At 74.4% G+C, this 21654-nt stretch carries 21 protein-coding genes; 10 read left to right on the top strand and 11 right to left on the bottom strand.

Translation table 11 applies throughout. The annotated features are described in order from the left end of the window. Positions 1 to 204: 204 nt before the first annotated feature. The 6 genes from ACI79H_RS16305 to ypfJ all read right to left on the bottom strand — a co-directional run bounded on the left by ACI79H_RS16305 (position 205) and on the right by ypfJ (position 5920). Complete coding sequence (locus ACI79H_RS16305) at positions 205 to 1794, bottom strand: sensor histidine kinase (RefSeq protein WP_456555459.1); 1590 nt, start codon at positions 1792 to 1794, stop codon at positions 205 to 207. A gap of 149 nt (positions 1795 to 1943) precedes the next feature. After that, complete coding sequence (locus ACI79H_RS16300) at positions 1944 to 2612, bottom strand: DUF3618 domain-containing protein (protein WP_456555458.1); 669 nt, start codon at positions 2610 to 2612, stop codon at positions 1944 to 1946. Positions 2613 to 2650: 38 nt separating this feature from the next. Further along, entirely contained in the window at positions 2651 to 3184 is a 534-nt protein-coding gene (locus ACI79H_RS16295; RefSeq protein ID WP_456555457.1) for a phage holin family protein, read from the bottom strand. Positions 3185 to 3187: 3 nt separating this feature from the next. Then, the gene (locus ACI79H_RS16290; RefSeq protein WP_456555456.1) at positions 3188 to 3973 is read right to left on the bottom strand and encodes a hypothetical protein; all 786 of its coding nucleotides are present in this window, start codon (positions 3971 to 3973) and stop codon (positions 3188 to 3190) included. A gap of 252 nt (positions 3974 to 4225) precedes the next feature. Next, entirely contained in the window at positions 4226 to 5005 is a 780-nt protein-coding gene (locus ACI79H_RS16285; protein ID WP_456555455.1) for an enoyl-CoA hydratase/isomerase family protein, read from the bottom strand. Positions 5006 to 5008: 3 nt separating this feature from the next. After that, positions 5009 to 5920, bottom strand: a complete 912-nt coding sequence (gene ypfJ / locus ACI79H_RS16280; RefSeq protein ID WP_456555454.1) for a KPN_02809 family neutral zinc metallopeptidase — start codon at positions 5918 to 5920, stop codon at positions 5009 to 5011. Positions 5921 to 6061: 141 nt separating this feature from the next. Here ypfJ and ACI79H_RS16275 point away from each other — a divergent pair, with 141 nt between their 5' ends. The 3 genes from ACI79H_RS16275 to ACI79H_RS16265 are packed head-to-tail and all read left to right on the top strand — an operon-like array spanning position 6062 to position 8192. Further along, a complete protein-coding gene (locus ACI79H_RS16275; RefSeq protein WP_456555453.1) occupies positions 6062 to 6469 on the top strand; it encodes a hypothetical protein in 408 nt (135 codons plus the stop codon). Positions 6470 to 6479: 10 nt separating this feature from the next. Continuing rightward, on the top strand, positions 6480 to 7733 hold the full coding sequence (locus ACI79H_RS16270; protein ID WP_456555452.1) for a glutathionylspermidine synthase family protein: 1254 nt from the start codon (positions 6480 to 6482) through the stop codon (positions 7731 to 7733). A gap of 9 nt (positions 7734 to 7742) precedes the next feature. Then, complete coding sequence (locus tag ACI79H_RS16265; protein ID WP_456555451.1) at positions 7743 to 8192, top strand: nitroreductase family deazaflavin-dependent oxidoreductase; 450 nt, start codon at positions 7743 to 7745, stop codon at positions 8190 to 8192. Between the two features lie 25 nt (positions 8193 to 8217). Here the strand turns inward: ACI79H_RS16265 and ACI79H_RS16260 are convergent, their stop codons facing one another. Further along, positions 8218 to 9285 carry a winged helix DNA-binding domain-containing protein gene (locus tag ACI79H_RS16260; RefSeq protein WP_456555450.1) on the bottom strand — a complete coding sequence of 356 codons (1068 nt, stop codon included), beginning with the start codon at positions 9283 to 9285 and terminating at the stop codon, positions 8218 to 8220. Between the two features lie 214 nt (positions 9286 to 9499). Between ACI79H_RS16260 and ACI79H_RS16255 the strand changes: the two genes are divergently transcribed. The 3 genes from ACI79H_RS16255 to ACI79H_RS16245 all read left to right on the top strand — a co-directional run bounded on the left by ACI79H_RS16255 (position 9500) and on the right by ACI79H_RS16245 (position 11953). Beyond that, positions 9500 to 9943, top strand: coding sequence for a DUF1801 domain-containing protein (locus ACI79H_RS16255; RefSeq protein ID WP_456555449.1), 444 nt, complete (start codon positions 9500 to 9502; stop codon positions 9941 to 9943). Between the two features lie 85 nt (positions 9944 to 10028). Beyond that, the gene (locus tag ACI79H_RS16250; RefSeq protein WP_456555448.1) at positions 10029 to 10277 is read left to right on the top strand and encodes a three-helix bundle dimerization domain-containing protein; all 249 of its coding nucleotides are present in this window, start codon (positions 10029 to 10031) and stop codon (positions 10275 to 10277) included. 44 nt (positions 10278 to 10321) lie between these two features. Next, complete coding sequence (locus ACI79H_RS16245) at positions 10322 to 11953, top strand: ABC-F family ATP-binding cassette domain-containing protein (RefSeq protein WP_456555447.1); 1632 nt, start codon at positions 10322 to 10324, stop codon at positions 11951 to 11953. 105 nt (positions 11954 to 12058) lie between these two features. Here ACI79H_RS16245 and ACI79H_RS16240 read toward each other — a convergent pair whose 3' ends face one another. Next, positions 12059 to 12892, bottom strand: coding sequence for a DUF4190 domain-containing protein (locus tag ACI79H_RS16240; protein ID WP_456555446.1), 834 nt, complete (start codon positions 12890 to 12892; stop codon positions 12059 to 12061). 209 nt (positions 12893 to 13101) lie between these two features. On the opposite strand from ACI79H_RS16240, the gene ACI79H_RS16235 reads away from it, so the two are divergent. Further along, positions 13102 to 14430 carry a D-arabinono-1,4-lactone oxidase gene (locus ACI79H_RS16235; RefSeq protein WP_456555445.1) on the top strand — a complete coding sequence of 443 codons (1329 nt, stop codon included), beginning with the start codon at positions 13102 to 13104 and terminating at the stop codon, positions 14428 to 14430. A 9-nt stretch (positions 14431 to 14439) separates the two neighbouring features. Here the strand turns inward: ACI79H_RS16235 and ACI79H_RS16230 are convergent, their stop codons facing one another. The 3 genes from ACI79H_RS16230 to ACI79H_RS16220 all read right to left on the bottom strand — a co-directional run bounded on the left by ACI79H_RS16230 (position 14440) and on the right by ACI79H_RS16220 (position 17944). Then, positions 14440 to 15333 (bottom strand): oxidoreductase, encoded by an 894-nt coding sequence (locus tag ACI79H_RS16230; protein ID WP_456555444.1) that lies wholly within the window; start codon positions 15331 to 15333, stop codon positions 14440 to 14442. A gap of 38 nt (positions 15334 to 15371) precedes the next feature. Next, positions 15372 to 16574 (bottom strand): MFS transporter, encoded by a 1203-nt coding sequence (locus tag ACI79H_RS16225; RefSeq protein WP_456555443.1) that lies wholly within the window; start codon positions 16572 to 16574, stop codon positions 15372 to 15374. Between the two features lie 188 nt (positions 16575 to 16762). After that, on the bottom strand, positions 16763 to 17944 hold the full coding sequence (locus ACI79H_RS16220; protein WP_456555442.1) for an alcohol dehydrogenase catalytic domain-containing protein: 1182 nt from the start codon (positions 17942 to 17944) through the stop codon (positions 16763 to 16765). Between the two features lie 287 nt (positions 17945 to 18231). Between ACI79H_RS16220 and ACI79H_RS16215 the strand changes: the two genes are divergently transcribed. From ACI79H_RS16215 to ACI79H_RS16205, 3 genes are all read left to right on the top strand, one after another. After that, complete coding sequence (locus ACI79H_RS16215) at positions 18232 to 19575, top strand: M23 family metallopeptidase (protein ID WP_456555441.1); 1344 nt, start codon at positions 18232 to 18234, stop codon at positions 19573 to 19575. 97 nt (positions 19576 to 19672) lie between these two features. Beyond that, positions 19673 to 20590: a cation diffusion facilitator family transporter gene (locus ACI79H_RS16210; RefSeq protein WP_456555440.1), complete on the top strand. Its 918-nt coding sequence runs from the start codon at positions 19673 to 19675 to the stop codon at positions 20588 to 20590. Between the two features lie 49 nt (positions 20591 to 20639). Beyond that, positions 20640 to 21653, top strand: coding sequence for a cytochrome c oxidase assembly protein (locus ACI79H_RS16205; RefSeq protein ID WP_456555439.1), 1014 nt, complete (start codon positions 20640 to 20642; stop codon positions 21651 to 21653). Position 21654: the final 1 nt, after the last annotated feature.

The following is a 21654-nucleotide window of genomic DNA, read 5'->3' as shown; positions in this document are numbered from 1 at the left end:
ACGAGGAGAACTCTGAGGGCCGTTCCGCAGGCCACCCGCCCGCTAACCGCAAGGAATCCGCAAGGCTCGATCGGGGATCCCGCAGATCGGCGTCCCCACCCTGCTTTTCCGCGGAAAGGCGGCCTGCACGACCGCGGAGAAGCGGAGCGCCCCCGGCCCCGGGGGATCGGGGACGGGGGCGCGGGACACGCGCTGCGGCAGCGGTCAGGCGGCGCGGGGGAGCGTGAGCGTGAACGTGGTGCCCTGGCCCTCGACGCTGGCCAGGTCCAGCGTGCCGCCGTGCGCGGTGGTGATCGCCTTGGTGATCGACAGGCCCAGGCCCACACCGGGGACGGCGTTGCGCTGGGCGGTCGAGGCGCGGAAGAACCGGGTGAACAGCTTGCCCTGCTCGTCGTTCGGGATGCCGATGCCGGTGTCGCGGACCGAGAGCTGGGCGACCGGCTCGGCGCCCGGGCGCTGCTCCGCCGTCACCTCGCCGTCGACCGACCGCCAGCCGGCGGCGACGGTCAGGCAGACCTGCCCGCCCGCGGGCGTGAACTTGACCGCGTTGGAGACCAGGTTGTCGCAGGCCTGACCGAGCCGCACCGGGTCCCCGGCGACGACGAGCCCGCCGGCGGGCGCCCGCACCTCCAGCTGCACACCGGCGCCGGCGGCGGCGACGCGGGCGGTCTCCTCCGCGGCCCGGACGATCGCGGTCAGGTCGACGTCCTCGGGCTGCAGGGTGAACTGGCCGGCCTCGACCCGGGCGGTGAACAGCAGGTCGCCCACGAGGCGCAGCAGGCGGTCGGCGTTGCGCTCGACGGTGGTCAGGTACTGGCGCTGCTCGTCGGTGAGCGCGTCCTCGTCGTCGTCCAGGACCAGCTCGAGGTAGCCGATGATCGAGGTGAGCGGCGTCCGCAGCTCGTGCGAGATGAGGCTGACGAACTGGTCCTTCATCCGCTCGGTGGCCCGGACGTCGGTCATGTCGGTGCCGACGAAGTTCCAGCCGGCGTGCACGCCGCGGTCGTCGGTGCGGGGGGTGATCGCCACCGAGACGGTGCGCTGCCGGCCGTCCGCCGCGACGTAGGTCCAGTCGCGGACGTCGCTGCCGTTCTCCTGGGCGGTGCGCACCAGGGCGTGCAGCCCGACCGGCGTGCCGGCGTCACCGGCGGCGTCCGCGAGCTCCTCGCCGAGGTGGAACTCGAGGATCGAGCGCTGCCGGACCACGTCGGCGCGGGGGAGTCCCAGCAGCTTCTCCGCACCCGGGTTCCAGACGCGGATCATCCCGTCGGGGTCGGTGCCGATGATCGACTGCTCGGTGACGGCGTCGATGACGCTGGTCATCGTCTGCGCGCGGGCGGCGAGGATGCGGGAGGCCTGGTCCAGCTCGTCGGCGCGGCTCTGCACCTGGTCGAGCAGGACGGCCTGCTCGCGCTGCAGCCGCTGGACCAGCCGGGCCTGCCGGCCGAGGTGCTGGGCCGTGGCGGCGAGCGCGCCCGCCGGCGCGAGGAGCAGGAGCAGGGCCGCCGGTGCGCCGGTGCCGCTGTGCAGCAGACCGGCGGCGGCGGTGCCGGCGACCGGCAGGGTGACGGCGCGCAGGGCGCTCGCGGTGCCGCGGGTGAGCCAGTCAACGGCAACGGCCCCGGCAGCGGCGACCAGTCCGGCCGCGACCGGCCAGGCGGAGACCACCGGCAGCACGCCTGCGGCGAGCAGGGTCGCGGCGAGCAGGTGGAGGAGCGTGGCGGGGACGGGGCCCCGCAGGACGGCCTGCCACGAGGGGGCGGGCTGGCCCCGGTCGAGCACGGCGGCGGTCATGCATCGGACTTCGGCGTTCCGCAGGGGCGGCAGCAGGGACGCGGACGGCCTCCTCACCCCCTCGGGTGAGGCCGCGGACAGCACTGCGCCCCGCCGGCGGGGCCGGCGGGGCGCAGTGCTCGTTCAGCGGGTCGTCGACCCGCGCGGTGTCAGCTGCCCGAGGTCTGGCTCTGCACCGTCTCCTTGGACTGCTGGGCCTGGCCCTGCACGTCCTGGGCCGCGGACTGGCCCTCTTCCTTCACGGTGGCGGCGGCGTCCTGGGCGGTGGACTTCACCGACTCCACGGCGCCCTGGGCGGCCGGCTTGAGCTGCTCGCCGATCTCCTGCGCGGCCTCCTTGGCCGGGGCCAGGAGCGCGTCCTTGTTCTCGCGGACGGCGGTCTCGGCCTGCTGCGCGAGCTGCTGCTCCCGCTGCGTGGCCGGGAGCAGGCTGGACACCAGCCAGCCCACGCCGAAGGCGATCAGGCCGGCGGCCAGCGGGTTGCCCTGGGTCTGGCGGATCGCCGCGTCCGGGGCTCCCTGGATGGCGCCGGCCGCGCTGGACGCGGCGTCCTGCACGGAGCCGGCGGCGCTGCTGGCGGCACCCTGCACGGAGCCGGCGGCGTTGGACGCCATCCCGTGCGCGGACTGCGTGGTGTCGTGGGCGGTCCCCATCACCTTGTCCTTGAGGCCGGTCATGCGTCCCTTCGCGGCGGTCACCCGCCGGTCGACGACGCGAGCGGGGTTGACCTTCTCGTTGAGGGCGTCGACGTCGTAGCTGAGCTCGCGCCGGGTGTCCTCGATCTGCCGCCGGATGACGTCCGGGTCACTGCTGGTCATGAGTGCGACTCCTTCGGGAGTGGGAGAGGTCGGCGTGGTCAGTTGGGCTTGAGGGCGCCCGGCACCTGGGACAGCGTGTCCACCGTGCGCTCGGGCTTCGGGTTCACCTGCTGGAACTTCTTCTTGCCCATCAGCCCGGTGACGGCGGCGACGATGCCCCAGAGGACAGCGACGATGAGCGCCGACCAGCTGTGCCCGACGAGGTGGGACAGCGCCCACCAGAGGGCCACGGACAGGAAGAGGACCATGAAGTAGGCGGCGAAGCCGGCCGCCCCGAACAGGCCTGCGCCCTGCCCGGCCTTCTTCGCCTCGGCCTTCATCTCGACCTTGGCCAGCTCGAGCTCCTGGCGCATCAGCGTCGAGAGGTCCTTGGTGACCTCACCGATCAGCGCGCCGACCGAGTTGCCCTCGACGTCCGGGCGGCCCTGCTCGGTCATCGGCGTCCCCATCGCACCGCTGTGGCTGCCGGTGCCGGAGTACTCCGCCGCGTAGTTCTGGGTCGTCGGCTCCACCATCGGGGCGGCGTAGCCGGGACCGCCGGTCGGCTGACCGGGGGTGTAGGGGGTGCTCATGCCTCAGCCCACCCCACCGGGACGCCGCGCCGGGTCGTCCCAGCCGCCCGTCGTGGTGGGCGGCACGACGCTGCCCTCGGGCGGCACCGTGCCGTACGGGGGCGGCGGGAGGGGGGCGGAGCCGGCGGTCGAGTAGGCGGCGCCGGTGCCCGTGTACGTGCTCGTGGTGTCGGTGTAGGTCGTGTCGCTGTACGTCGGCGTCGGGTCGACGTAGTTCGTCTGCGGGGAGCCGCCGGACGAGCCCGAGTCGCTGTGCGCGGCGCGGACACCGCTGGTGAGCCGGCCGGCGACGATCCCGGCCGCGGCGGCACCGAGCAGGAACATGCCCGGACGACGGCGCGCGAGGCTGCGGACCTCCTCGAGCAGCTCGGCGGGCTCACGGTTCTGCAGCTTGTCGGCGAAGCTGTCGATGTAGCCGGACGCCTGCTGGAGCAGGTCCCGGGCCGGCCCGGGGGCGCCCTGGCTGCTGCCGTCGGCGAGGCCGCGGAGCTGGCCGGCGAGCGAGCTCAGGCCCTGGGCAGCCTTCTGCTGCTGGGCGACGGTCTGCTCCTTGAGCTGCGACTGGCCCTGCTTGAGCAGGTCCTGCGCCTGGCGCTGGGTCTCGTGCGCGACCTCCTTGGCCTGGTCGGCAGCGGTCGAGGCGACCTGGCTGCCGGCCTGGGCCGCGGTCTGGCCGACGGCGCGGGCCTCGTCCTTGGCGACGTCGGTGGTCGTCGACGAGCTCTGACCCGTGCTCCCCGCCGTGGTGGTGGTGGGCGGGGGGAGCGGGGCGTCGATGCTGTGAGTCATCGGTCCTCCTCGGCAGTGTTCATGGGCGTTGCTCGTGGTCGGGATGGCGCTACCCGGGACCGGTCCGGCCACACCTGATACGTGATCATTTCGGTGCTGGAACCGTCCGTCCGCCCGTCGCATCCGTGCGGTCCCGGGCGGGTGGAGGAGGTCCGGGGCACGGCAGCGCTGCCGTACCGGTGCCTCCTCCGCGGGGTGCGCCGCGAGGGTCTGCTACCCCGATCGGCGGGGTTGTGAAACGGGACCGCCTGGTCAGGCTGTCCAACCGAAGCGCGGGGGGCGCCGCTCGGCGAAGGCGGCGACCCCCTCGGGCAGCTCGCCGGCACTGATCGTCTCGCGGTACCAGGGGGCGACGACGTCCTCGCCGTCGGAGCCGGCGGCGAGGGCGGCCACGACCTGCTTGGTGGCGTGCTGGGTGAGCGCCGAGCGCGCGGCGAGCACCTCGGTGAAGCGGCGGACCTCGTCGTCGAGCTCGGCCGGGTCGACCAGCCGGTCGACCAGCCCGGTGCGCAGGGCGGTGGCGGCGTCGACGAGCTCGCCGCTGAAGAGCAGGTACTTGGCCGTGGCGGGGCCGACCAGGTCCACGAGCGCCTTGGTGGACGACGGCGGGTACACGATGCCGACCTTCGCCGGGGTGACGCCGAAGACGCCGGTGGGGTCGGCGAAGCGCAGGTCGCAGGCGGCCGCGATCTCGACGCCGCCGCCGATGCAGTGCCCGCGGATCACCGCGACGGTGGGCTTGGGGAACTCCCGCAGCGCCGCCTGCGCCGCCAGGTTGTGCGCCCGGAGGTCGGCCATCGGGTCGTCGGCGTCGGTGCCGCCGAGCAGGCCGGCGATGTCGGCGCCGGCGCAGAAGCTCGACCCGGCGCCGGTCACGACCAGCACCCGCACCGCGGGGTCGGCCGCCGGGCCGGCCAGCAGTCCCGGCAGCGCGGCCCACATGCCGGCGCTCATCGCGTTGCGCTTCTCGGCCCGGTCGATGGTCAGGACGGCGACGTGCCCGTCCCGGGTCAGCGTGAGGTTCTCGGCCACGTCTCAGCCCAGGTCGTCGGTGGCGAAGGTGTCGCAGGCGCTCGGGTCGCCGGTCTCGTAACCGGTCCGGAACCAGCGCTGGCGCTGCTCGGAGCTGCCGTGCGTGAACGCCTCCTGGTCGACCCGGCCGTTGCCGAGGTTCTCCTGGATGTAGTCGTCGCCGATGCGGGCTGCGGCGTCCAGCGCCCGGTCGATGTCGTCGTCGGTGATGTCGGCGATCAGCGGCTCGCCCGAGTCGTCGGGCACGGTCTCCGCGTGGTTCGCCCACGCTCCGGCGAAGCAGTCGGCCTGCAGCTCGAGGCGCACCGTGCCGCTCGTCGGGCCGGTCTCCCCGGGGGTGACCCGCGCGTTGAACCCGAGCAGGTTCTGCACGTGGTGGCCGTACTCGTGGGCGATCACGTAGGCGTCGACGAAGGAGCCGCCGCGCGCGCCGAACTGCTCGCGCAGCTGGTCGAAGAAGGTCAGGTCGATGTAGACGAGCTGGTCGGCCGGGCAGTAGAACGGCCCGGAGCCGCTGGTGGCCCCGCCGCACGAGGTCTGCACGGAGCCCGTGAAGAAGACGGTCTCGGTCTCGGCGTACTGCCCGCCGAGCAGCCCCGACCAGTAGTCCTGGATCGACTCGACGTCGGCGACCACCGCGCACTCGACCGAGGCGTTCGCGTCGGCGCCGGTGCGGCAGTTCTGCTCGAGCGTCGCGTTGTCCACCGACTGGTCCTGGCCCAGGCCGGACAGCGTGCCGAGGGCGGCGGTCGTGCCGCCGTCGCCACCGCCGAGCACCTGCAGCAGCACGACGACGACCAGCCCGACCAGGCCCAGACCGCCGCCGCCGACGGCCAGGCCCCGGCCGCCGCCGCCCCGGCCCCGGGTGTCGCGCACGCCCGACGTGTCCAGGCTGCCGCTCTCGCGGTACCTCATCCTCGGCGCACCTCCGTGCTCGTGGCGTTTCCCGGGGCGGGACGCGTCCGGGGGAACCGTGCCACCGAGCAGGCGGGCCTGCGACCCGGGACCGGGGCCCGACCGCCTACTGTCGGGGGCAACCCGAGGAGGAACCAGGTCATGGCGGTCTCCAACCGCGTGCGTGCCGCGCTCACCACGACGGTGCTCGCCACCGCCGCCACCGGCTTCATGGCCGGGTGCGCAGCCGGCGGTGAGGACGAGGACGAGCAGGTCGCCTACTGCACCGACGAGAACGGCGAGATCGTCGACGAGGACCTCTGCGACGACGACCGCGGCGGTGGCTTCGGCGGAGGTGGGCTGTTCTTCCTCTACCTCGGTGGCTTCCGCCCCGGCCTGCCCGTCGGCACCGTGCTCCCCTCGGGCGGCACCCGGATCAACCCGGGTGACTCCGCTGCCCGGCAGCGCGCCGGCCTCCCGGCCACCGGCAAGGTGAGCGCCGGCCAGCGGGTGAGCGGCGGCATCGGCAGCGGAATCGGCGGCAGGTCCGGCACCGGCGCGGGGAGCTGAGCCGCCCCCCGTGCGGAGGATCGAGAGCGGCGTCGTCCGGCCCGGCTGGGAGGCCGAGGTCGAGGCGCAGGGGCTGGTCTACAACCGCACCCACCTGCCCGGGGGCGAGGTGCGCAGCTACTGGCGCGAAGGGCCGTTCTACGACTTCTCGATGACCGAGATCCAGGAGCTGGAGAGCGCGGTCTCCCAGCTGTTCCAGATGTGCGTCGCCGCCGGCGACCACCTGGTCGACAACGACCTCTTCGACCGGCTGCACATCCCGCCGATGGCCCGCCCGCAGATCCGCCGCACGTGGGCCGAGGAGCCGCCGAGCATCTACGGCCGGTTCGACCTCCGGTACGACGGCCAGGGCCCGCCGAAGCTGCTCGAGTTCAACGCCGACACCCCGACCGGCCTGGTCGAGTCCGCCGTCACCCAGTGGAACTGGCACCTGTTCACCGGGCAGGGCCGCGACCAGTGGAACGCGCTGCACGACACCCTCGTGGCGGCGTGGAAGCGGAACCTCACCAAGTGGGAGCGGCGCACCGGTGTACGACCACGGGTGCACCTGGCCTGGACCAGCGAGGAGACCTCCGGCGAGGACCGGATGACCGTCGCCTACCTCATGGACACGGTGGTGCAGGCGGGCTACGAGGCGATCGAGCTCGTCGTCGAGGACATCGTGCTGGACTCGGGGGACGGCCGGTTCTACGACCCGCAGGGTCGCCACCTCGACGTCGTCTTCAAGCTCTACCCCTGGGAGTGGCTGATCGAGGACGAGTTCGGTGCCGCCGTCCTCGCCGACGGCGCCCGCCCGGGCGGGACCACCTGGGTGGAGCCCGCCTACAAGATGCTGTGGAGCACCAAGGCGTTGCTGCCGGTGCTGTGGCAGCTGTTCGGCAGCGACCCGGTCCTCGGCCAGTACCTGCTGCCGGCCTACTTCGCCGACGAGAAGCCCCCGTCGTGGACCTCCTACGTGCGCAAGCCGCTGTGGGGCCGGGAGGGGGCCAACGTGGCGATCGTCCGGGACGGCGAGGTCACCGCGCAGCTGCCCGGCAGGTACGGCACCGAGGGCTTCGTGGTCCAGGAGTTCGCGCCGCTGCCGGACTTCGCCGGGGTCGACGGGCCGCACCACCCGGTGCTCGGCGCCTGGGTGGTCGACGGCGAGCCGGCCGGGCTGGGCATCCGCGAGAGCGACGGCCTGATCACCGACAACCTCAGCTTCTTCGTGCCGCACACCATCGACTTCGCCCCTCCGCAGGACGGGTCGGGCCGCAGGTCCTAGGTTCGGGGCATGCCGCTGGAGGGTGAGTACGAGCCGAGCACGCAGAAGTGGGTCCGGGACCAGGTGGAGCTCTACGAGCGCACCGGCGGGCGCGAGGGGAACACCCTGCTCGACCGCGGTCTGCCGGTCGTCATCTTCAGCACCCGGGGTGCGAAGAGCGGGAAGGTGCGCAAGCAGCCGCTCATGAAGGTGGAGCACGACGGCGCCTACCTGATGGTCGGGTCGCAGGGGGGCGCGCCGACGAACCCCGCCTGGGTCGCGAACCTGCGGGCGGCGCCGGACCAGGTCACCGTCCAGGACGGCCCCGAGCCCTGGGACGGCGTCGCGCGCGAGCTCGACGGCCCCGAGCGGGACGAGTGGTGGGACCGTGCGGTCGCGGCGTTCCCGGACTACGCCGACTACCAGCGGAAGACCGACCGCCGGATCCCGGTCTTCCTCGTGGAGCGCCGCTCCTCCTGACGCCGGCCCGCCGCGCTGCGCCGGCTCAGGGCAGCGCGGCGGCGAGTCCCGGCACGTGGGCGACGAGCCGGGCGTCCGCATCGCGGAAGGCGGTGCCGACCGCCGCGCGGCGGGCACCCCGGCCCTCGAAGCGCCAGGTGCCCACAACCCGGCCGTCGACGACGACGGTGGGCAGGAACATGCCGTTGCCCCCGGGCACGATGCGCGTCGCGAACTCCGGCTCGAGGACGGCGCTGCGGTCGCCGTAGCCGAGCACGAACTCGTCGAAGCCGGGCAGCAGGAAGGTGCCGCGGGCCTCCTCCCGGCAGGCGGCCAGCCGGTCCGGCACGGCCGGGTCGAGGACGTGCTCCGTGCCCTCGACGGTCAGCGTGCCCAGCTGCGGGCGGGCCGCGGCCAGCCCGGCCCGGGCGTCGCGCACCGGGAGCCCCGACCACCGGGCGAGGTCGTGCACCGTCGCCGGGCCGTGACCGGAGAAGAAGCGGGCGGCCAGCGCGGCCAGCGCCTCCTCCCGGTCCAGCCGGCGCGGAGCGGGAACCCACTCCGCGAGCGAGACGAACAGCTGCTCGCCGTCAGCGGTGGGGCCCAGGCAGCTGATCCCGGTCTGCGCCGCGAACCACAGCAGGTGGTAGCCCCGCTGCCCGGTCACGGCCACCCCGCCGGCCTCGATCGCGGCCAGCAGCTGCGCCCGGGTGAGCCGCCGGCCGCCGGCCAGCGCCGCGGCGACGGCCTCGCACGCGCGGGCGACGTCGGCGTCGGTGAGCCCGAGAGCCGCCCGCCGCTTGGCCACCCCGCGCAGGGCGCGCTCGCCGAGCAGGTCGAGCGTCCACGGCAGGTCCTCGGCGGCGGTGAGGTGCAGGGTGCCGCGCATCGGCCACGAGCGGACGATCTCGCCGCGGTCCAGGGCAGCGGTGACCTCGTCGCGCGCGCGGGCGGCGGTGCGCAGCGCCACGGAGGTGAGCGAGCCCGGGTGGTTCTGCCCCTGCGCGGCGGTGAGCCGGCGGACCGCCTCGACCGGCGTGGCCGCGCGCTGCCCGGCCAGCCCCTGAGCGACCAGCCGGAGCAGCCCCACCTCGGATCCCGTCGTCGTCGGCACGGCCCCACGGTGCCACCGGGGTCCGACGATTCCGAGCCCGGGACGGCAGGCACCTGCCGGGCGGCGCCGCGCGGCGGTAACGTGCCGGTCGTGACCGGTACGAGGGGTTCGCGGGCGGAGCGGCGCAGGCGCATGGTGGCGGCCGTGATCGTGTTCGCCATGGTGCTGGCGGCCGGCGCGACGATCCTGTCGATCGCCCTGGGCTGACGGCGCCGTGACCGGCGACGCGTTCGACGCCTGGTTCGCCGCGGCGGGTACGCGGGAGCCGGAGCTGCGCCGGGTGGATGCGCTGGTGCGGGAGGCCGCGCCCGGCCTCGACCGCGTGCTGGTGCCGGTCGGCCCCGGGCAGATGATCGGGTACGGGCTCATGCCCTACCGGCCGCGCTCGGCGAAGGAGACGACGACCTGGCCGCTGATCGCCCTGGCCGCCCAGAAGCGGCACCTCTCCCTGTACGTCTGCGCTGTGGTGGACGGCGGCTACCTGGCCGAGGACCGGGCCGAGCGGCTCGGCACGGTCTCCTGCGGGAAGAGCTGCATCCGGTTCACCTCGCTGGACCGGGTCGACGCCGGCGAGCTGGCCTCCCTGCTGCGCGATGCGGCCGCGACCACCTCGTCGGGGCGCAACGAGTACTTCACCGGCGCGTCGTCGGCGCGATGACCTAGGTCCCTGGTGCGGGGTCCCCCCGCCCGGCACGGTGGACGAGCCGGCGAGAAACGGCACTCCCACGTCCCGGAGGACGTCGATGACCCTGACCGTCCCGTCCAGCTGCCCCGAGCCCTCGGCCGAGATCTCCTGCACCGAGCCGGCCGACCCGGCCGTCGAGCAGGCCGTGGACCGGCTCCGCGGCGAGTACGCCGGGCGCGTGCGCCCGCAGCTGGTGGTGCGCGTGGTCCGGGAGAGCCGGCGCGACCTGGGGGGCTCGCCGATCGGCGCGATGCCGGAGCTGGTCGAGCGGCTGGCCCGCTACCGCCTGGACTCCCGCATCGGCTGACCGCCCCGCGGCAATCGGCTTGCCCCTGCCGGGAGGATGTCCGGGTGGGCATCGGAGCGGGGTCGGTCGACGTGAGCGGGGTCCGGCACACGCTGTCCGACGGGCGGGTGCTGCTGGCCGACGTCTCGTTCCGCATCGGCGAGGGTGCCCGGGCCGCGCTGGTGGGCGAGAACGGCGCGGGCAAGACGACGCTGCTGCGCATCATCGCCGGAGACCTCGTCCCCGAGGCCGGGGCGGTCGCCCGCACCGGGGGGCTCGGCGTGATGCGCCAGTTCATCGGCTCGGTCCGCGACGACTCGACCGTCCAGCAGCTGCTGGTCGACCTCTCGCCGCCCGCCGTCCGCACCGCCTGGGACGCCGTGCAGGCCACCGAGCTCGCGCTGATGGAGACCGACGACGAGCGCGCGCAGATGGCCTACGCCGAGGCGCTGTCCGCGTGGGGGGACGCCGGCGGCTACGACGCGGAGGTCACCTGGGACACGGTGACGGTCGCGGCGCTCGGCGTCCCGTACGACCGCTGCAAGTACCGGGAGCTGTCCACGCTCTCCGGCGGAGAGCAGAAGCGGCTGGCGCTGGAGGCGCTGCTGCGCGGACCGGACCAGGTGCTGCTGCTCGACGAGCCGGACAACTACCTCGACGTCCCCGGCAAGCGGTGGCTCGAGGAGCGGCTGCTGGAGACCCGCAAGACGGTGCTGTTCGTCAGCCACGACCGGGAACTGCTCGCCCGGGTGGCCGACCGCGTGGTCACCGTCGAGGGCGGGACGGCGTGGGTGCACGGCGGCGGCTTCGTCAGCTACCACGAGGCGCGGGCGGCGCGGCACGAGCGGCTGGCCGAGCTGCGCCGACGCTGGGACGAGGAGCACCAGCGGCTGATCGACCTGGTGCGGACGATGCAGCAGCAGGCCGCGAACTCGCCGGACATGGCCAACCGCTACCACGCGATGCAGACCCGGCTGGCCAAGTTCGAGGCCGCGGGCCCGCCGCCGGAGCGCCCGCCGGAGCAGAAGGTGTCGATGCGGCTGCGCGGCGGGCGCACCGGCGTCCGCGCGGTCACCGCCCAGGGGCTGGAGCTCAGCGGGCTGATGCAGCCGTTCGACCTGGAGGTCTTCTACGGCGACCGGGTCGGCGTCCTTGGGGCCAACGGCGCGGGCAAGTCGCACTTCCTGCGGCTGCTCGCCGGGCAGTCGGTGGCGCACACCGGCGACTGGCGCCTCGGCGCGCGCGTCGTCCCCGGGTTCTTCGCGCAGACCCACGCGCACCCCGAGTGGCAGGACCGGACGCCGGTCGACCTGCTGTGGCACGGGGAGCCGGGCCGGCCGGGGGTCGACCGCGGCCGGGCGATGGCCGCGCTGCGCCGCTACGGCCTGGCCGGGGCGGGGGACCAGCCGTTCCGGACGATGTCCGGCGGGCAGCAGGCGCGCTTCCAGATCCTGCTGCTCGAGCTGTCCGGTGCCACGCTGCTGCTCCTCGACGAGCCCACCGACAACCTCGACGTCCTCTCGGCCGAGGCGCTGGAGGAGGCGCTGGACGCCTTCGACGGCACGGTCCTGGCGGTCACCCACGACCGCTGGTTCGCCCGCTCCTTCGACCGCTTCGTGGTCTTCGGCGCCGACGGGCGGGTCTATGAGTCGACCGAGCCGGTCTTCGACGAGACCCGGGTCGCCCGCGCCCGCTGACCCATCACCCCGTGTCGATCATCGTCCCCGTGCTCGGGTCCGCGGCGCGGCGCCCCGTGTCGCCGGCACGGGGACGATGGTCGACGGCGGAGATGCTGGGCCGGATCAGCCGATCGCGAAGAAGACCCGCTCGTCGGAGTCCCAGCTGAAGGTCGGCTCGATGGAAAGCCGGCCGCCGGCCAGCGCCTCGGGTGCGACGTCCATGCAGAACTCGAAGGTGTCCACGCCGCCGGGGTTGAGCGTCGGCGTCTGCATCGAGTCGTCCGGGGTGACCGCCGAGCAGTCGGAGTCGCTGTACTGGCGGGAGTCCGAGCCGTGGAAGATCGCGGTCAGGTCCATCCCCGGGAAGCCCTCTTCCGTCCCGCCGTACGTGACCGTCAGCGTGGCGAGGACGTACTGGCCGGTCGGCGGGTCGTTGAACTGGTTGGCCCCGGCCACGACCTCGTTCGCGTCGAGCTGGACGGCGTCGACGGTCACCTCGTAGTCGCCTACCTGCGCCGGCGTGCCGAGCGGGACGACGTCGCCGGACTCCTCGACCTGGGCGTCCGACGGCTCGTCCTCGTCGACGATGTCATCCGGTGCGGCGCTACTGACGTCCCGGTCGAGCTCGCGCTCCACCTCGTCGATGACCTCCGAGTAGAAGGCCTGGGTGGCGATCACGACGACGAGCGCCACGACGGAGGTGACGAGCCCGGCGATGGCCATGCCGCGACCCTCGTGCGTGCCCTTGCGGGCGCGGAGGAAGGCTGGGATGCCGAGGCCCAGGCCCACGACGGCCAGGACGGCCGCCAGGTTGTTGATGATCGGGATCCAGCTGAGGAGCAGCGCGATGATGCCCAGCACCATCGACGCGATCGCAAGGCCGGCACCCTTCTTGGGCGGGGCGAACTGCGGCGGCGGCGCATAGTACTGGTAGGGCGCCTGCGGAGGCTGGGACAACGGAACTCCTCGTCACGGGTATGGGTACGAGGCGGGACCGTATGCGCAGCGGACGGCAACTCGTCCGCGCGGACACGCGCGCTCGGACACGGTGCGGCAACCGGTCGCCCCACCCGCCACCCCCGCCCACGGTGGCCCACTGACCCGCCATCCGAGTCGATCATCGGCAGGTGGCTGCGCGGCACGCCGCCGGGTGCCACCATTCGCCGGTGATCACCAGGGGTGGTGCGGGCAGCGGCAGCTGGCGCAACTGGGCGGGCAACCAGCGGGCGTCCGGGGTCGACGTCGTCCACCCGGCCGGTGCCGACGAGATCGCCGCGGCCCTCGTCCGGGCCGCGGAGACCGGGCGCCGTGTGCGCCCGGTCGGCTCGGGCCACTCGTTCACGCCGATCGCCCGGCCGGACGACGTGCAGCTGGTGCTCGACGAGCACGCGGCGCTGGTGGACGTCGGCAGCACCGGGCTGGTGACCGTGCAGGCGGGGATGCCCCTGCACCGCCTCAACGCCGAGCTGGCCGCCCGCGGCTGGAGCCTGACCAACCTCGGCGACATCGACCGGCAGACGGTGTCCGGCGCGCTGTCCACCGGGACGCACGGCACCGGTGCGGCCTTCGGCGGCCTGGCCACCCAGGTGCGCGCGATGGTGCTGGTGCTGCCCGACGGCTCGCGGCTGCGCTGCTCGGCCGACGAGAACCCGGACGTCCTCGCCGCCGCCCGCGTCGGGCTGGGTGCCCTGGGCGTGCTGGACACCGTGACCCTGCAGGCCGAGCCCGCCTTCGCGCTGCGCGCCGAGGAGGGCCCCGCGCGGCTCGGCGAGCTGCTCGAGGGCTTCGACGAGTTCATGACCTCGACCGACCACGTCGAGTTCTACTGGTTCCCGCACACCAGCCGCTGCCTGACCAAGCGGAACACCCGCCTCCCGCTGGAGGCCGGGCTCCAGCCGCTGCCCCGGTGGCGGGCGGTGTGGGAGGACGAGGTGCTGTCGAACGCCGTCTTCGCCGGGATCGTCGCCGCCGGCCGGCGGCGGCCCGCGGCGATCCCGCGGCTGGCAGCCTTCGCGTCGGGAGGTATGGGCGCGCGCACCTGGACCGACACCTCGCACCGCGTCTTCGTCAGCCGGCGCCGGGTCCGCTTCCTCGAGATGGAGTACGCCGTCCCGCGCGCGGAGGCCCCGGCGATCCTCACCGAGCTGCACCGGATCGCGGAGGCGGGGGAGTTCCGGGCCGCCTTCCCGGTCGAGGTGCGGGTGGCCGCGGCCGACGACATCACGCTGTCCACGGCCTCCGGCCGGGACACCGCCTACATCGCCGCGCACGTGCCGGCGCGCACCGACCCCGGCGCGTGGTTCGCCGCGCTGGAGTCGATGGCCGGCAGCGTCGGCGGGCGGCCGCACTGGGGCAAGCTGCACGGGCTGGACGCCGCCACGCTGCGCACCCGCTACCCGCGCTTCGACGAGTTCACCGCGCTGCGGGCCCGGCTGGACCCGGCCGGCGTGCTCGGCAACGCGCACCTGGACCGGGTGCTCGGCCCGGTGGGCTGAGGAGACCGGCTACAGGTCGACGTCGGGCTCGCCGGTGCCGCCGATGCGGTCGAGCTCCCGCAGCTCCAGCGGGCCGAGCACCCGCGCCCCGGCCAGCATGTTCTCCTCGAGGTGGGCGACCGACGACGTCCCCGGGATGAGCAGCACGTTGGGGGAGCGGGCCAGCAGCCAGGCCAGCGCCACCTGCATCGGCGTCGTCTCCAGCCGGCGGGCCACGGTGTCCAGCGCGGCCGACTGCACCCGGGTGAAGCCGCCCAGCGGGAAGTACGGCACGTAGGGGATGTCCTCCCGCGCCAGGGCGTCGATCAGCGGGTCGTCGGCGCGGTGCACGAGGTTGTAGTGGTTCTGCACGCAGGCGACCGGTGCGATGGCCCGGGCCTCGGCGAGCATCTGCGTGGTCACGTTGCTGACGCCCAGGTGCCGGACCAGCCCTTCCTGCTGCAGCGCGGCCAGCGCCTCGAACGGCTCGGCCAGCGACCGCTCCTCGGGCGCGGCGAAGCCCGGCATCCGCAGGTTGACGACGTCGACGGCCTCGACGCCCAGGTTGCGCAGGTTGTCCTCGACCGCCGAGCGCAGCTCGGCGGCCGACAGGGCCTCGGGCCAGCCGCCCTCGGGGGTCCGGCGTGCGCCCACCTTCGTGACCAGGACCAGGTCCTCCGGATAGGGGTGCAGCGCCTCGCGGATCAGCTCGTTGACGACGTGCGGGCCGTAGTAGTCGCTGGTGTCGATGTGCCGGACGCCGAGCTCGACGGCGCGCCGCAGCACCGCGATCGCCTCGTCGCGATCGGCCGGCGGCCCCATGACGTGCGGGCCCGCCAGCTGCATCGCGCCGTAGCCGAGCCGGGGGACGGCGCGGCCGGCGAGGGGGTAGCTGCCGGAGGTCTCTGCGGTGCCGGTGGTCATGGGCTCCTCCCTACCCCCTGGCGGCAGACCGTGCGCGGTCAGCGCGCGCCGACGGGCTCCGCCACCGGGCTGGTCGCCGGGGTGGGCGCCGGCGTCGTCGGCCGGGCGCCGCGCCGGACCAGCAGGGCGAGGCCGGCACCGCCGACTGCCAGGCCCGCGCCCACCCACATCGGGGCGGTGAGCCCCCAGCCGAGGGAGATGACCAGGGCGCCGAGCGCCGCACCGAGCGCGTTGGCCACGTTGAACGCGGCCTGGTTGGCGGCCGAGACCAGGCTGCCGCCGCCGGGGACCTCCGCGGCCTCGATCACGCCGTTGAGCACGATCGGCCCCATCGCGAAGCCGAGCGTCCCGAACAGCACCAGCAGGACGACGGCGGCCAGCGGGCTGCCCGCGGAGGAGGCGAACACCCCGAGGACGACGGCGACCCCGAGCATGCCGAGCGCGACGAGACCGAAGCCGAAGCGCGCGCCGAGCCGGCCGCCGGCCAGCGTGCCGACCGTCGTGCCGACGCCGAACAGGGCGAGCACCGGCGTGACGTCGCCGGGGGAGAGCCCGGCGAGGTCGGTGAGGATCGGCGTCACGTAGCTGTAGACGGCGAAGGTCGCCGCGAACCCGACCATGGTCAGGGCGAGGACCAGCCACACCTGGCGGCTGCGGAACGCCGAGAGCTCGGTGCGCAGGTCGGCCGGCTCGCCGGCGTCGGCGGGGAGCCACGCGAGCAGCCCGGCGATGGTGAGCACGCCGATGCCGGCGATGGCGGCCAGCACCAGCCGCCAGCTGGTCTGCTGGGCGACCCACGTGCCGGCCGGGACGCCGACGACGTTGGCCAGCGTCAGCCCGGTGACCATGAGCGAGATCGCCTGGGTCGCGCGCTCGGGGGCGACCAGGCGGCGGGCAGCGATGGCGCCGACGCCGAAGAAGGAGCCGTGCGCGAGCGCGGTGAGCACCCGCGCGGCGGCGAGGGTGCCGTAGGTGGGGGAGAGCGCGGCGAGCAGGTTGCCGACGGTGAACACCACCATCAGCGCGACGAGGGTCTGCCGCGGGGTGAAGCGGAGCCCGAGCGCGGTCAGCGTCGGTGCACCCACGACCACGCCGATGGCGTAGGCCGAGATGAGCAGGCCGACGGCGGACACCGAGACGTCGAGCCCGTCGGCGATCTCGGGCAGCATGCCCATGACGACGAACTCGGTGGTGCCGATGCCGAAGGCGCCGATGGCGAGGGCGAGCAGGGCGCGGGGCACGGGGGAGGACTCCAGGGGACGCGGAGGGTGGAGCCGGCGGACTGCGTCGTCCTGGATGCCGGGGGCGAGGCAGGCTGCCTCGTCGTCTGCGGGGTGCAGCAGCACCGACCCGGGCGCCCATGCCCGGATCGGCGGTGGAGCTGCTCACACCGGGGGCGGGCCGCCGGCCCGCCCCCGGTGCGCCCCGGTCAGGGCTGGATCAGCACCTTGACCGCGCCGTCCTTCTTCTCGCGGAAGTTGGCGTAGGCCTCCGGCGCCTGCTCCAGCGGCACGCGGTGGGTGGCGAAGTCGTCGACGCCGAGCGGGTCGCCGTCGAGCAGCAGCGGCAGGATGTCGGGCACCCAGCGCCACACGTTGGCCTGGCCCATCCGCAGCTGGATCTGCTTGTCGAACATCCGCATGAGCGGCAGCGGGTCGGTGGCGCCGCCGTAGACGCCGGACAGCGAGATGGTGCCGCCGCGGCGCACCGCCTCGATGGCCGTGTTCAGCGCCGCCAGCCGGTCGATGCCGGCCACCTGCATGACCTTCTCCATGATCGCGTCGGGGACGATCGCGGACGCCTTCTGCGCGAAGGAGGCCACCGGCGAGCCGTGCGCCTCCATGCCGACGGCGTCGATCACCGCGTCGGGTCCGCGGCCCGCGGTCAGGTCGCGCACCTGCGCCACCACGTCGGCCTGGGTCGTCGTGTCGATGACGGTGATGCCGTTGCGCCGTGCGCGGGCGAGCCGCTCGGGGACGACGTCGGAGGCGATGACCTGCCCGGCGCCGAGGTGCTTGGCGATGCGGGTGCACATGTCGCCGATCGGTCCCAACCCGAGCACCAGCACGCTGCCGCCCTGCGGGATGCCGGCGTACTGCACGGCCTGCCACGCGGTGGGCAGGACGTCGGAGAGGTAGACGAACCGGTCGTCGAGCGGGGCGTCGGGCACCTTGATCGGCAGGGTGTTGCCGAAGGGCACGCGCAGGTACTCCGCCTGGCCGCCGGGCACCTGCCCGTAGAGCTTGGTGTAGCCGAACAGCGAGGCGCCCATGCCCTGCTCGCGGTTCTGGGTGGTCTCGCACTGGGAGTTCAGGCCCTGCGAGCACATCCAGCAGGTGTTGCAGGAGATGTTGAAGGGGACGACGACGCGGTCACCGGGCTTGACCGCGGTGACCTCCTTGCCGACCTCGCGGACGATCCCCATCGGCTCGTGGCCCATGACGTCGCCCACGGTCATGAACGGCGCCATGACCTCGATCAGGTGGAGGTCTGAGCCGCAGATCCCGCTGGAGGTGATCTCGACGACGACGTCGGTCTGCTCCTGGATCGTGGGGTCCGGGACGGTGTCCACCCGGACGTCTCCTCGGCCGTGCCAGGTCACTGCGCGCATGCGGTTCTTCTCCCTCGTCGGGGTCGTGATGTCGGCCTTGGAAGGGTCTTCTGCCCCTCCGTGAGCTGTGTCGCGCGACTTTCAACCAGATCGCGCGCGCCCCTCACGCTGCGTCAACCAGTCATTACGGACCGCGGAATCACACCGGTGGTTTTCCGTGGGCAACCCCACAGAACCAGGCGTTCCTACCCCGCGACGCAGATCACGAACCGATCACGGCGTGTTTACATGGGCCCCGCTCCTCTCCCCGGGAGCACGGCAATGCCCCCTACGGAAGCCCCAGGTGCATGACTTCGCTCCACCACGATCGCCGCGTCGACGACGGTCAGGTGGCCGCTCCCGCGGCCCCGGCCGAGATCCCCGCCCCGGTCCGCGGAACCTCGCGGCGCCCGGCCGGAGAGGTCGCCGGGACGGTCACCCCGCAGGTCCCGTCGCAGCGCCGGGGGAAGGCGCCGCGGAAGGGGACCGCCCCATCCGGTGACGCCACCTCCGGACAGCGCCCGGCTCGCCGGGGCTCGGCCGCCACCGCCGCCCGGACGGCCGCGGCCGGGGCGGCCGTCGTCGGCACCGCCGCCGCGCGGGTGGCCGCACGCGCCGCCGCCACGGCCCGGGCGGCCGCCGCGCGGGCTGCCGCTCCCGAGGAGGAGCCGGCGCCCACGGCGACCGCCGAGGCGGCCGTCGCCGTCGAGGCGCCCGCTGCCGGGCCCGTGACGTCCGCCCGGCCCACGCCCTTCCCGCGCCAGCGCGCCGCGGAGGACGCCGCACCGGCCGACGGGGACACCGACGAGCCGGTCGCCGAGCCGGCGTTCGTGGACGAGGCGCTCGAGGGTCTGCAGCCCGAGCCGGCGGCCGTGACCCCGGAGCTCGCCACCGCCGTCCGCCGGCGCGGCCGGCACCGGGTGCCCACCGTGCGCCGCCGTCCGGCCCTCTACCTCGCCGCCGGCCTGGTCGGCGCCGTCTCCCTGGGTGCCGTCGTCGACACCGACCCCTCCGCCCGGGCCGACGCGACGGCCGTGGCCGGGACGGTCAGCGTCGCGGAGCAGCTCGGCCTGTCCGGCGAGCCGGCCGCCGCGCCGGACGACGCCGAGTCGACCCGCCTCCTCCAGGACCTGGTCGCCAGCCGCAACGAGCGGGATGCCGCGACGGCCGCCGCCGCCGACGCGCAGGCCGCGGCCGACGTGCAGGCCGTCGTCGCGGCCGCGGAGGCCTTCCAGGCCGCGGCCGAGGCGGCCCGGCCCAAGGTGGTGGCCCCGATCAACGGTGCCCGCCTCACCAGCGGCTTCGGTGCCCGCTGGGGGACGGTGCACACCGGGATCGACCTCGCCGCCCCGATGCGGACGCCCGAGTACTCGGTCATGGACGGCGTCGTCCTGGAGGCCGGCCCCGCCAGCGGCTACGGCCTGGCGGTCTACATCCAGCACGACAACGGCGACGTGACCGTCTACGGCCACATGGACGAGATCCTCGTGCAGCCGGGCCAGGTCGTCCGGGCCGGCGACATCATCGCGCTGCTCGGCAACCGCGGTCAGTCGACCGGGCCGCACCTGCACTTCGAGGTGCACCTCGGCGGCCTCGACGGCACGAAGGTCGACCCCATCCCGTGGCTGCGGGAGCGCGGCGTCAACCTCTGACACCCGCCGCACGCCGCGACGCCCCCGCCCGGACCTGCTCCGGCCGGGGGCGTCGCGCGTCCGGCACACTCGTGCGCGGAACGGCGAGGGAGGGCGCGTGGGGCACGACCACGGAGCAGCCCACGGCACGGCGGCCGGCAACCGGCGGGGCCGGCTGGCCCTGGTGCTGGGGCTGACGCTCGCCGTCCTCGTCGCGGAGGTCGTCGGCGCCGTCCTCACCGGCTCGCTGGCCCTGCTGGCCGACGCCGGTCACATGGCCACCGACTCCGTCGGCATCGCGCTGGCCCTGGCCGCGGTCACCCTCGCCCAGCGGCCCGCCCGGGGACGGCGCACCTTCGGCTGGCAGCGCGCCGAGATCCTGGCCGCCGTCGCGAACGGGCTGCTGCTGCTCGGGGTGGCCGGCTACGTGCTGGTCGAGGCCGTCCGCCGGATCGGTGACCCCCCGGAGATCGGCTCCGGCCTGGTCCTCGCCGTCGGCGCGGTCGGGCTCGCGGTGAACCTCGTGTCGCTGGCGATCCTGCGCCAGGGACGGGAGGAGTCGCTCAACCTCCGGGGCGCCTACCTCGAGGTGCTCGCCGACGCCCTCGGGTCCGTGGCCGTCGTGGTGGCGGCGCTCGTCATCGCGGTCACCGGTTGGACACCCGCCGACACGCTCGCCTCGCTGGTCATCGGCGCGCTCGTGCTGCCGCGGGCCTGGCACCTGCTGCGCGAGGCCCTCGACGTGCTGCTGGAGGCCGCGCCCCGCGGTGTCGACCTCGCAGACGTGCGGCGGCACGTCCTCGGTGTCGACGGCGTCATCGGGGTGCACGACCTGCACGCGTGGACGATCACCTCGGGGTCCCCGGTGCTGTCGGCGCACGTCGTCGTCACCGACGAGGCCCTCGAGTCCGGGCACGGGGGGCGCGTGCTCGACGCGCTGTGCGCCTGCCTCGGGGAGCACTTCGACGTCGAGCACTGCACCTTCCAGCTCGAGTCGCCCGCGCACTCGGCGCACGAGGCGCCCGTCCACGACTGAACCGGCTGCTCCCGGCGCGGCCGTCCCTCCGGGTCGCGGGGGTGGGACAGTGGACGCGGCAGCGCAGGGAGCGGGGCGGGAGGCGTCGGTGGACGGGCACGGTCACGGGCACGGGCAGCACTCGGGCATGTGGGTGCCGGACGAGCCGCCCACCTGGGGCCGGGTGTTCCTCCCGCACCTCGACCGGTGGTCGGTGCTCGCCGTCCTCGCGCTGGTGGGGCTCGCGCTCTACCTCGTCGCCGTGGTCCGGCTGCGCCGCACCGGCGTGCGCTGGCCGTGGTGGCGGACCGCTTCCTGGATCGCCGGCACGCTGTCGGTCGTCGCGGTGACCGGCACCTGGCTGAACGGCTACAGCATGGTGCTGTTCAGCCTGCACATGGTCCAGCACATGGTGCTGGCGATGATCACGCCGATCCTGCTGCTGCTCGCCGCCCCGGTCACCCTCGCCCTGCGCACGCTGCCCCGCGGCCGGGGGGCAGCGGCGGCGCCCCGGGCCCTGCTGCTGAACTTCCTGCACAGCCGGTTCACCCGGTTCCTCGCCTCGCCGGGGTTCACCGTGCCGCTGTTCGTCGCCAGCCTCTACGGGATCTACTTCACGCCGGTCTTCGACGCGCTGATGAGCAACCCCGTCGGGCACCAGTTCATGCTCACCCACTTCGTCGTCACCGGGCTGCTCTTCTTCGGCCCGGTCATCGCCCAGGACCCGTGGCCGAACACGCACAGCCACCCGACGCGCATCCTCGAGCTGGTCATCCCGGTGCCGTTCCACGCCTTCTTCGGGGTGGCGGTGATGGTCGCCAGCGGGCTGCTGGTGGACAGCTTCGCGAACCCGCCGGCCTCCTGGGGCATCGACCCGGTCGGCGACCAGACCGTCGCCGGGGGCATCGCGTGGTCCTTCGGCGAGCTGCCGACGGTGATCGTGCTCATCGTCGTGCTGGTGTCGTGGATGGGCTCCGACGAGCGCCGGGCCCGGGCGCTGGACCGGGCCGCCGACCGCAGCGGGGACGCCGAGCTCAACGCCTACAACGCGCGGTTGAAGGCGCTGGCCCAGCAGTCCCGCTGAG

Source organism: Blastococcus sp. SYSU D01042 (assembly GCF_054050515.1).
The sequence above is the reverse complement of the archived record's forward strand: the minus strand, read 5'-3'. Positions and strand labels throughout refer to the sequence as shown.

What these genes read in the sequence shown, in the direction of transcription:
- ACI79H_RS16305 (WP_456555459.1), bottom strand. Translation starts at nt 1,794, where the DNA reads ATGACCGCCGCCGTGCTCGACCGGGGCCAGCCCGCCCCCTCGTGGCAG.
- ACI79H_RS16300 (WP_456555458.1), bottom strand. Translation starts at nt 2,612, where the DNA reads ATGACCAGCAGTGACCCGGACGTCATCCGGCGGCAGATCGAGGACACC.
- ACI79H_RS16295 (WP_456555457.1), bottom strand. Translation starts at nt 3,184, where the DNA reads ATGAGCACCCCCTACACCCCCGGTCAGCCGACCGGCGGTCCCGGCTAC.
- ACI79H_RS16290 (WP_456555456.1), bottom strand. Translation starts at nt 3,973, where the DNA reads ATGACTCACAGCATCGACGCCCCGCTCCCCCCGCCCACCACCACCACG.
- ypfJ (WP_456555454.1), bottom strand. Translation starts at nt 5,920, where the DNA reads ATGAGGTACCGCGAGAGCGGCAGCCTGGACACGTCGGGCGTGCGCGAC.
- ACI79H_RS16275 (WP_456555453.1), top strand. Translation starts at nt 6,062, where the DNA reads ATGGCGGTCTCCAACCGCGTGCGTGCCGCGCTCACCACGACGGTGCTC.
- ACI79H_RS16265 (WP_456555451.1), top strand. Translation starts at nt 7,743, where the DNA reads ATGCCGCTGGAGGGTGAGTACGAGCCGAGCACGCAGAAGTGGGTCCGG.
- ACI79H_RS16250 (WP_456555448.1), top strand. Translation starts at nt 10,029, where the DNA reads ATGACCCTGACCGTCCCGTCCAGCTGCCCCGAGCCCTCGGCCGAGATC.
- ACI79H_RS16230 (WP_456555444.1), bottom strand. Translation starts at nt 15,333, where the DNA reads ATGACCACCGGCACCGCAGAGACCTCCGGCAGCTACCCCCTCGCCGGC.
- ACI79H_RS16220 (WP_456555442.1), bottom strand. Translation starts at nt 17,944, where the DNA reads ATGCGCGCAGTGACCTGGCACGGCCGAGGAGACGTCCGGGTGGACACC.
- ACI79H_RS16215 (WP_456555441.1), top strand. Translation starts at nt 18,232, where the DNA reads ATGACTTCGCTCCACCACGATCGCCGCGTCGACGACGGTCAGGTGGCC.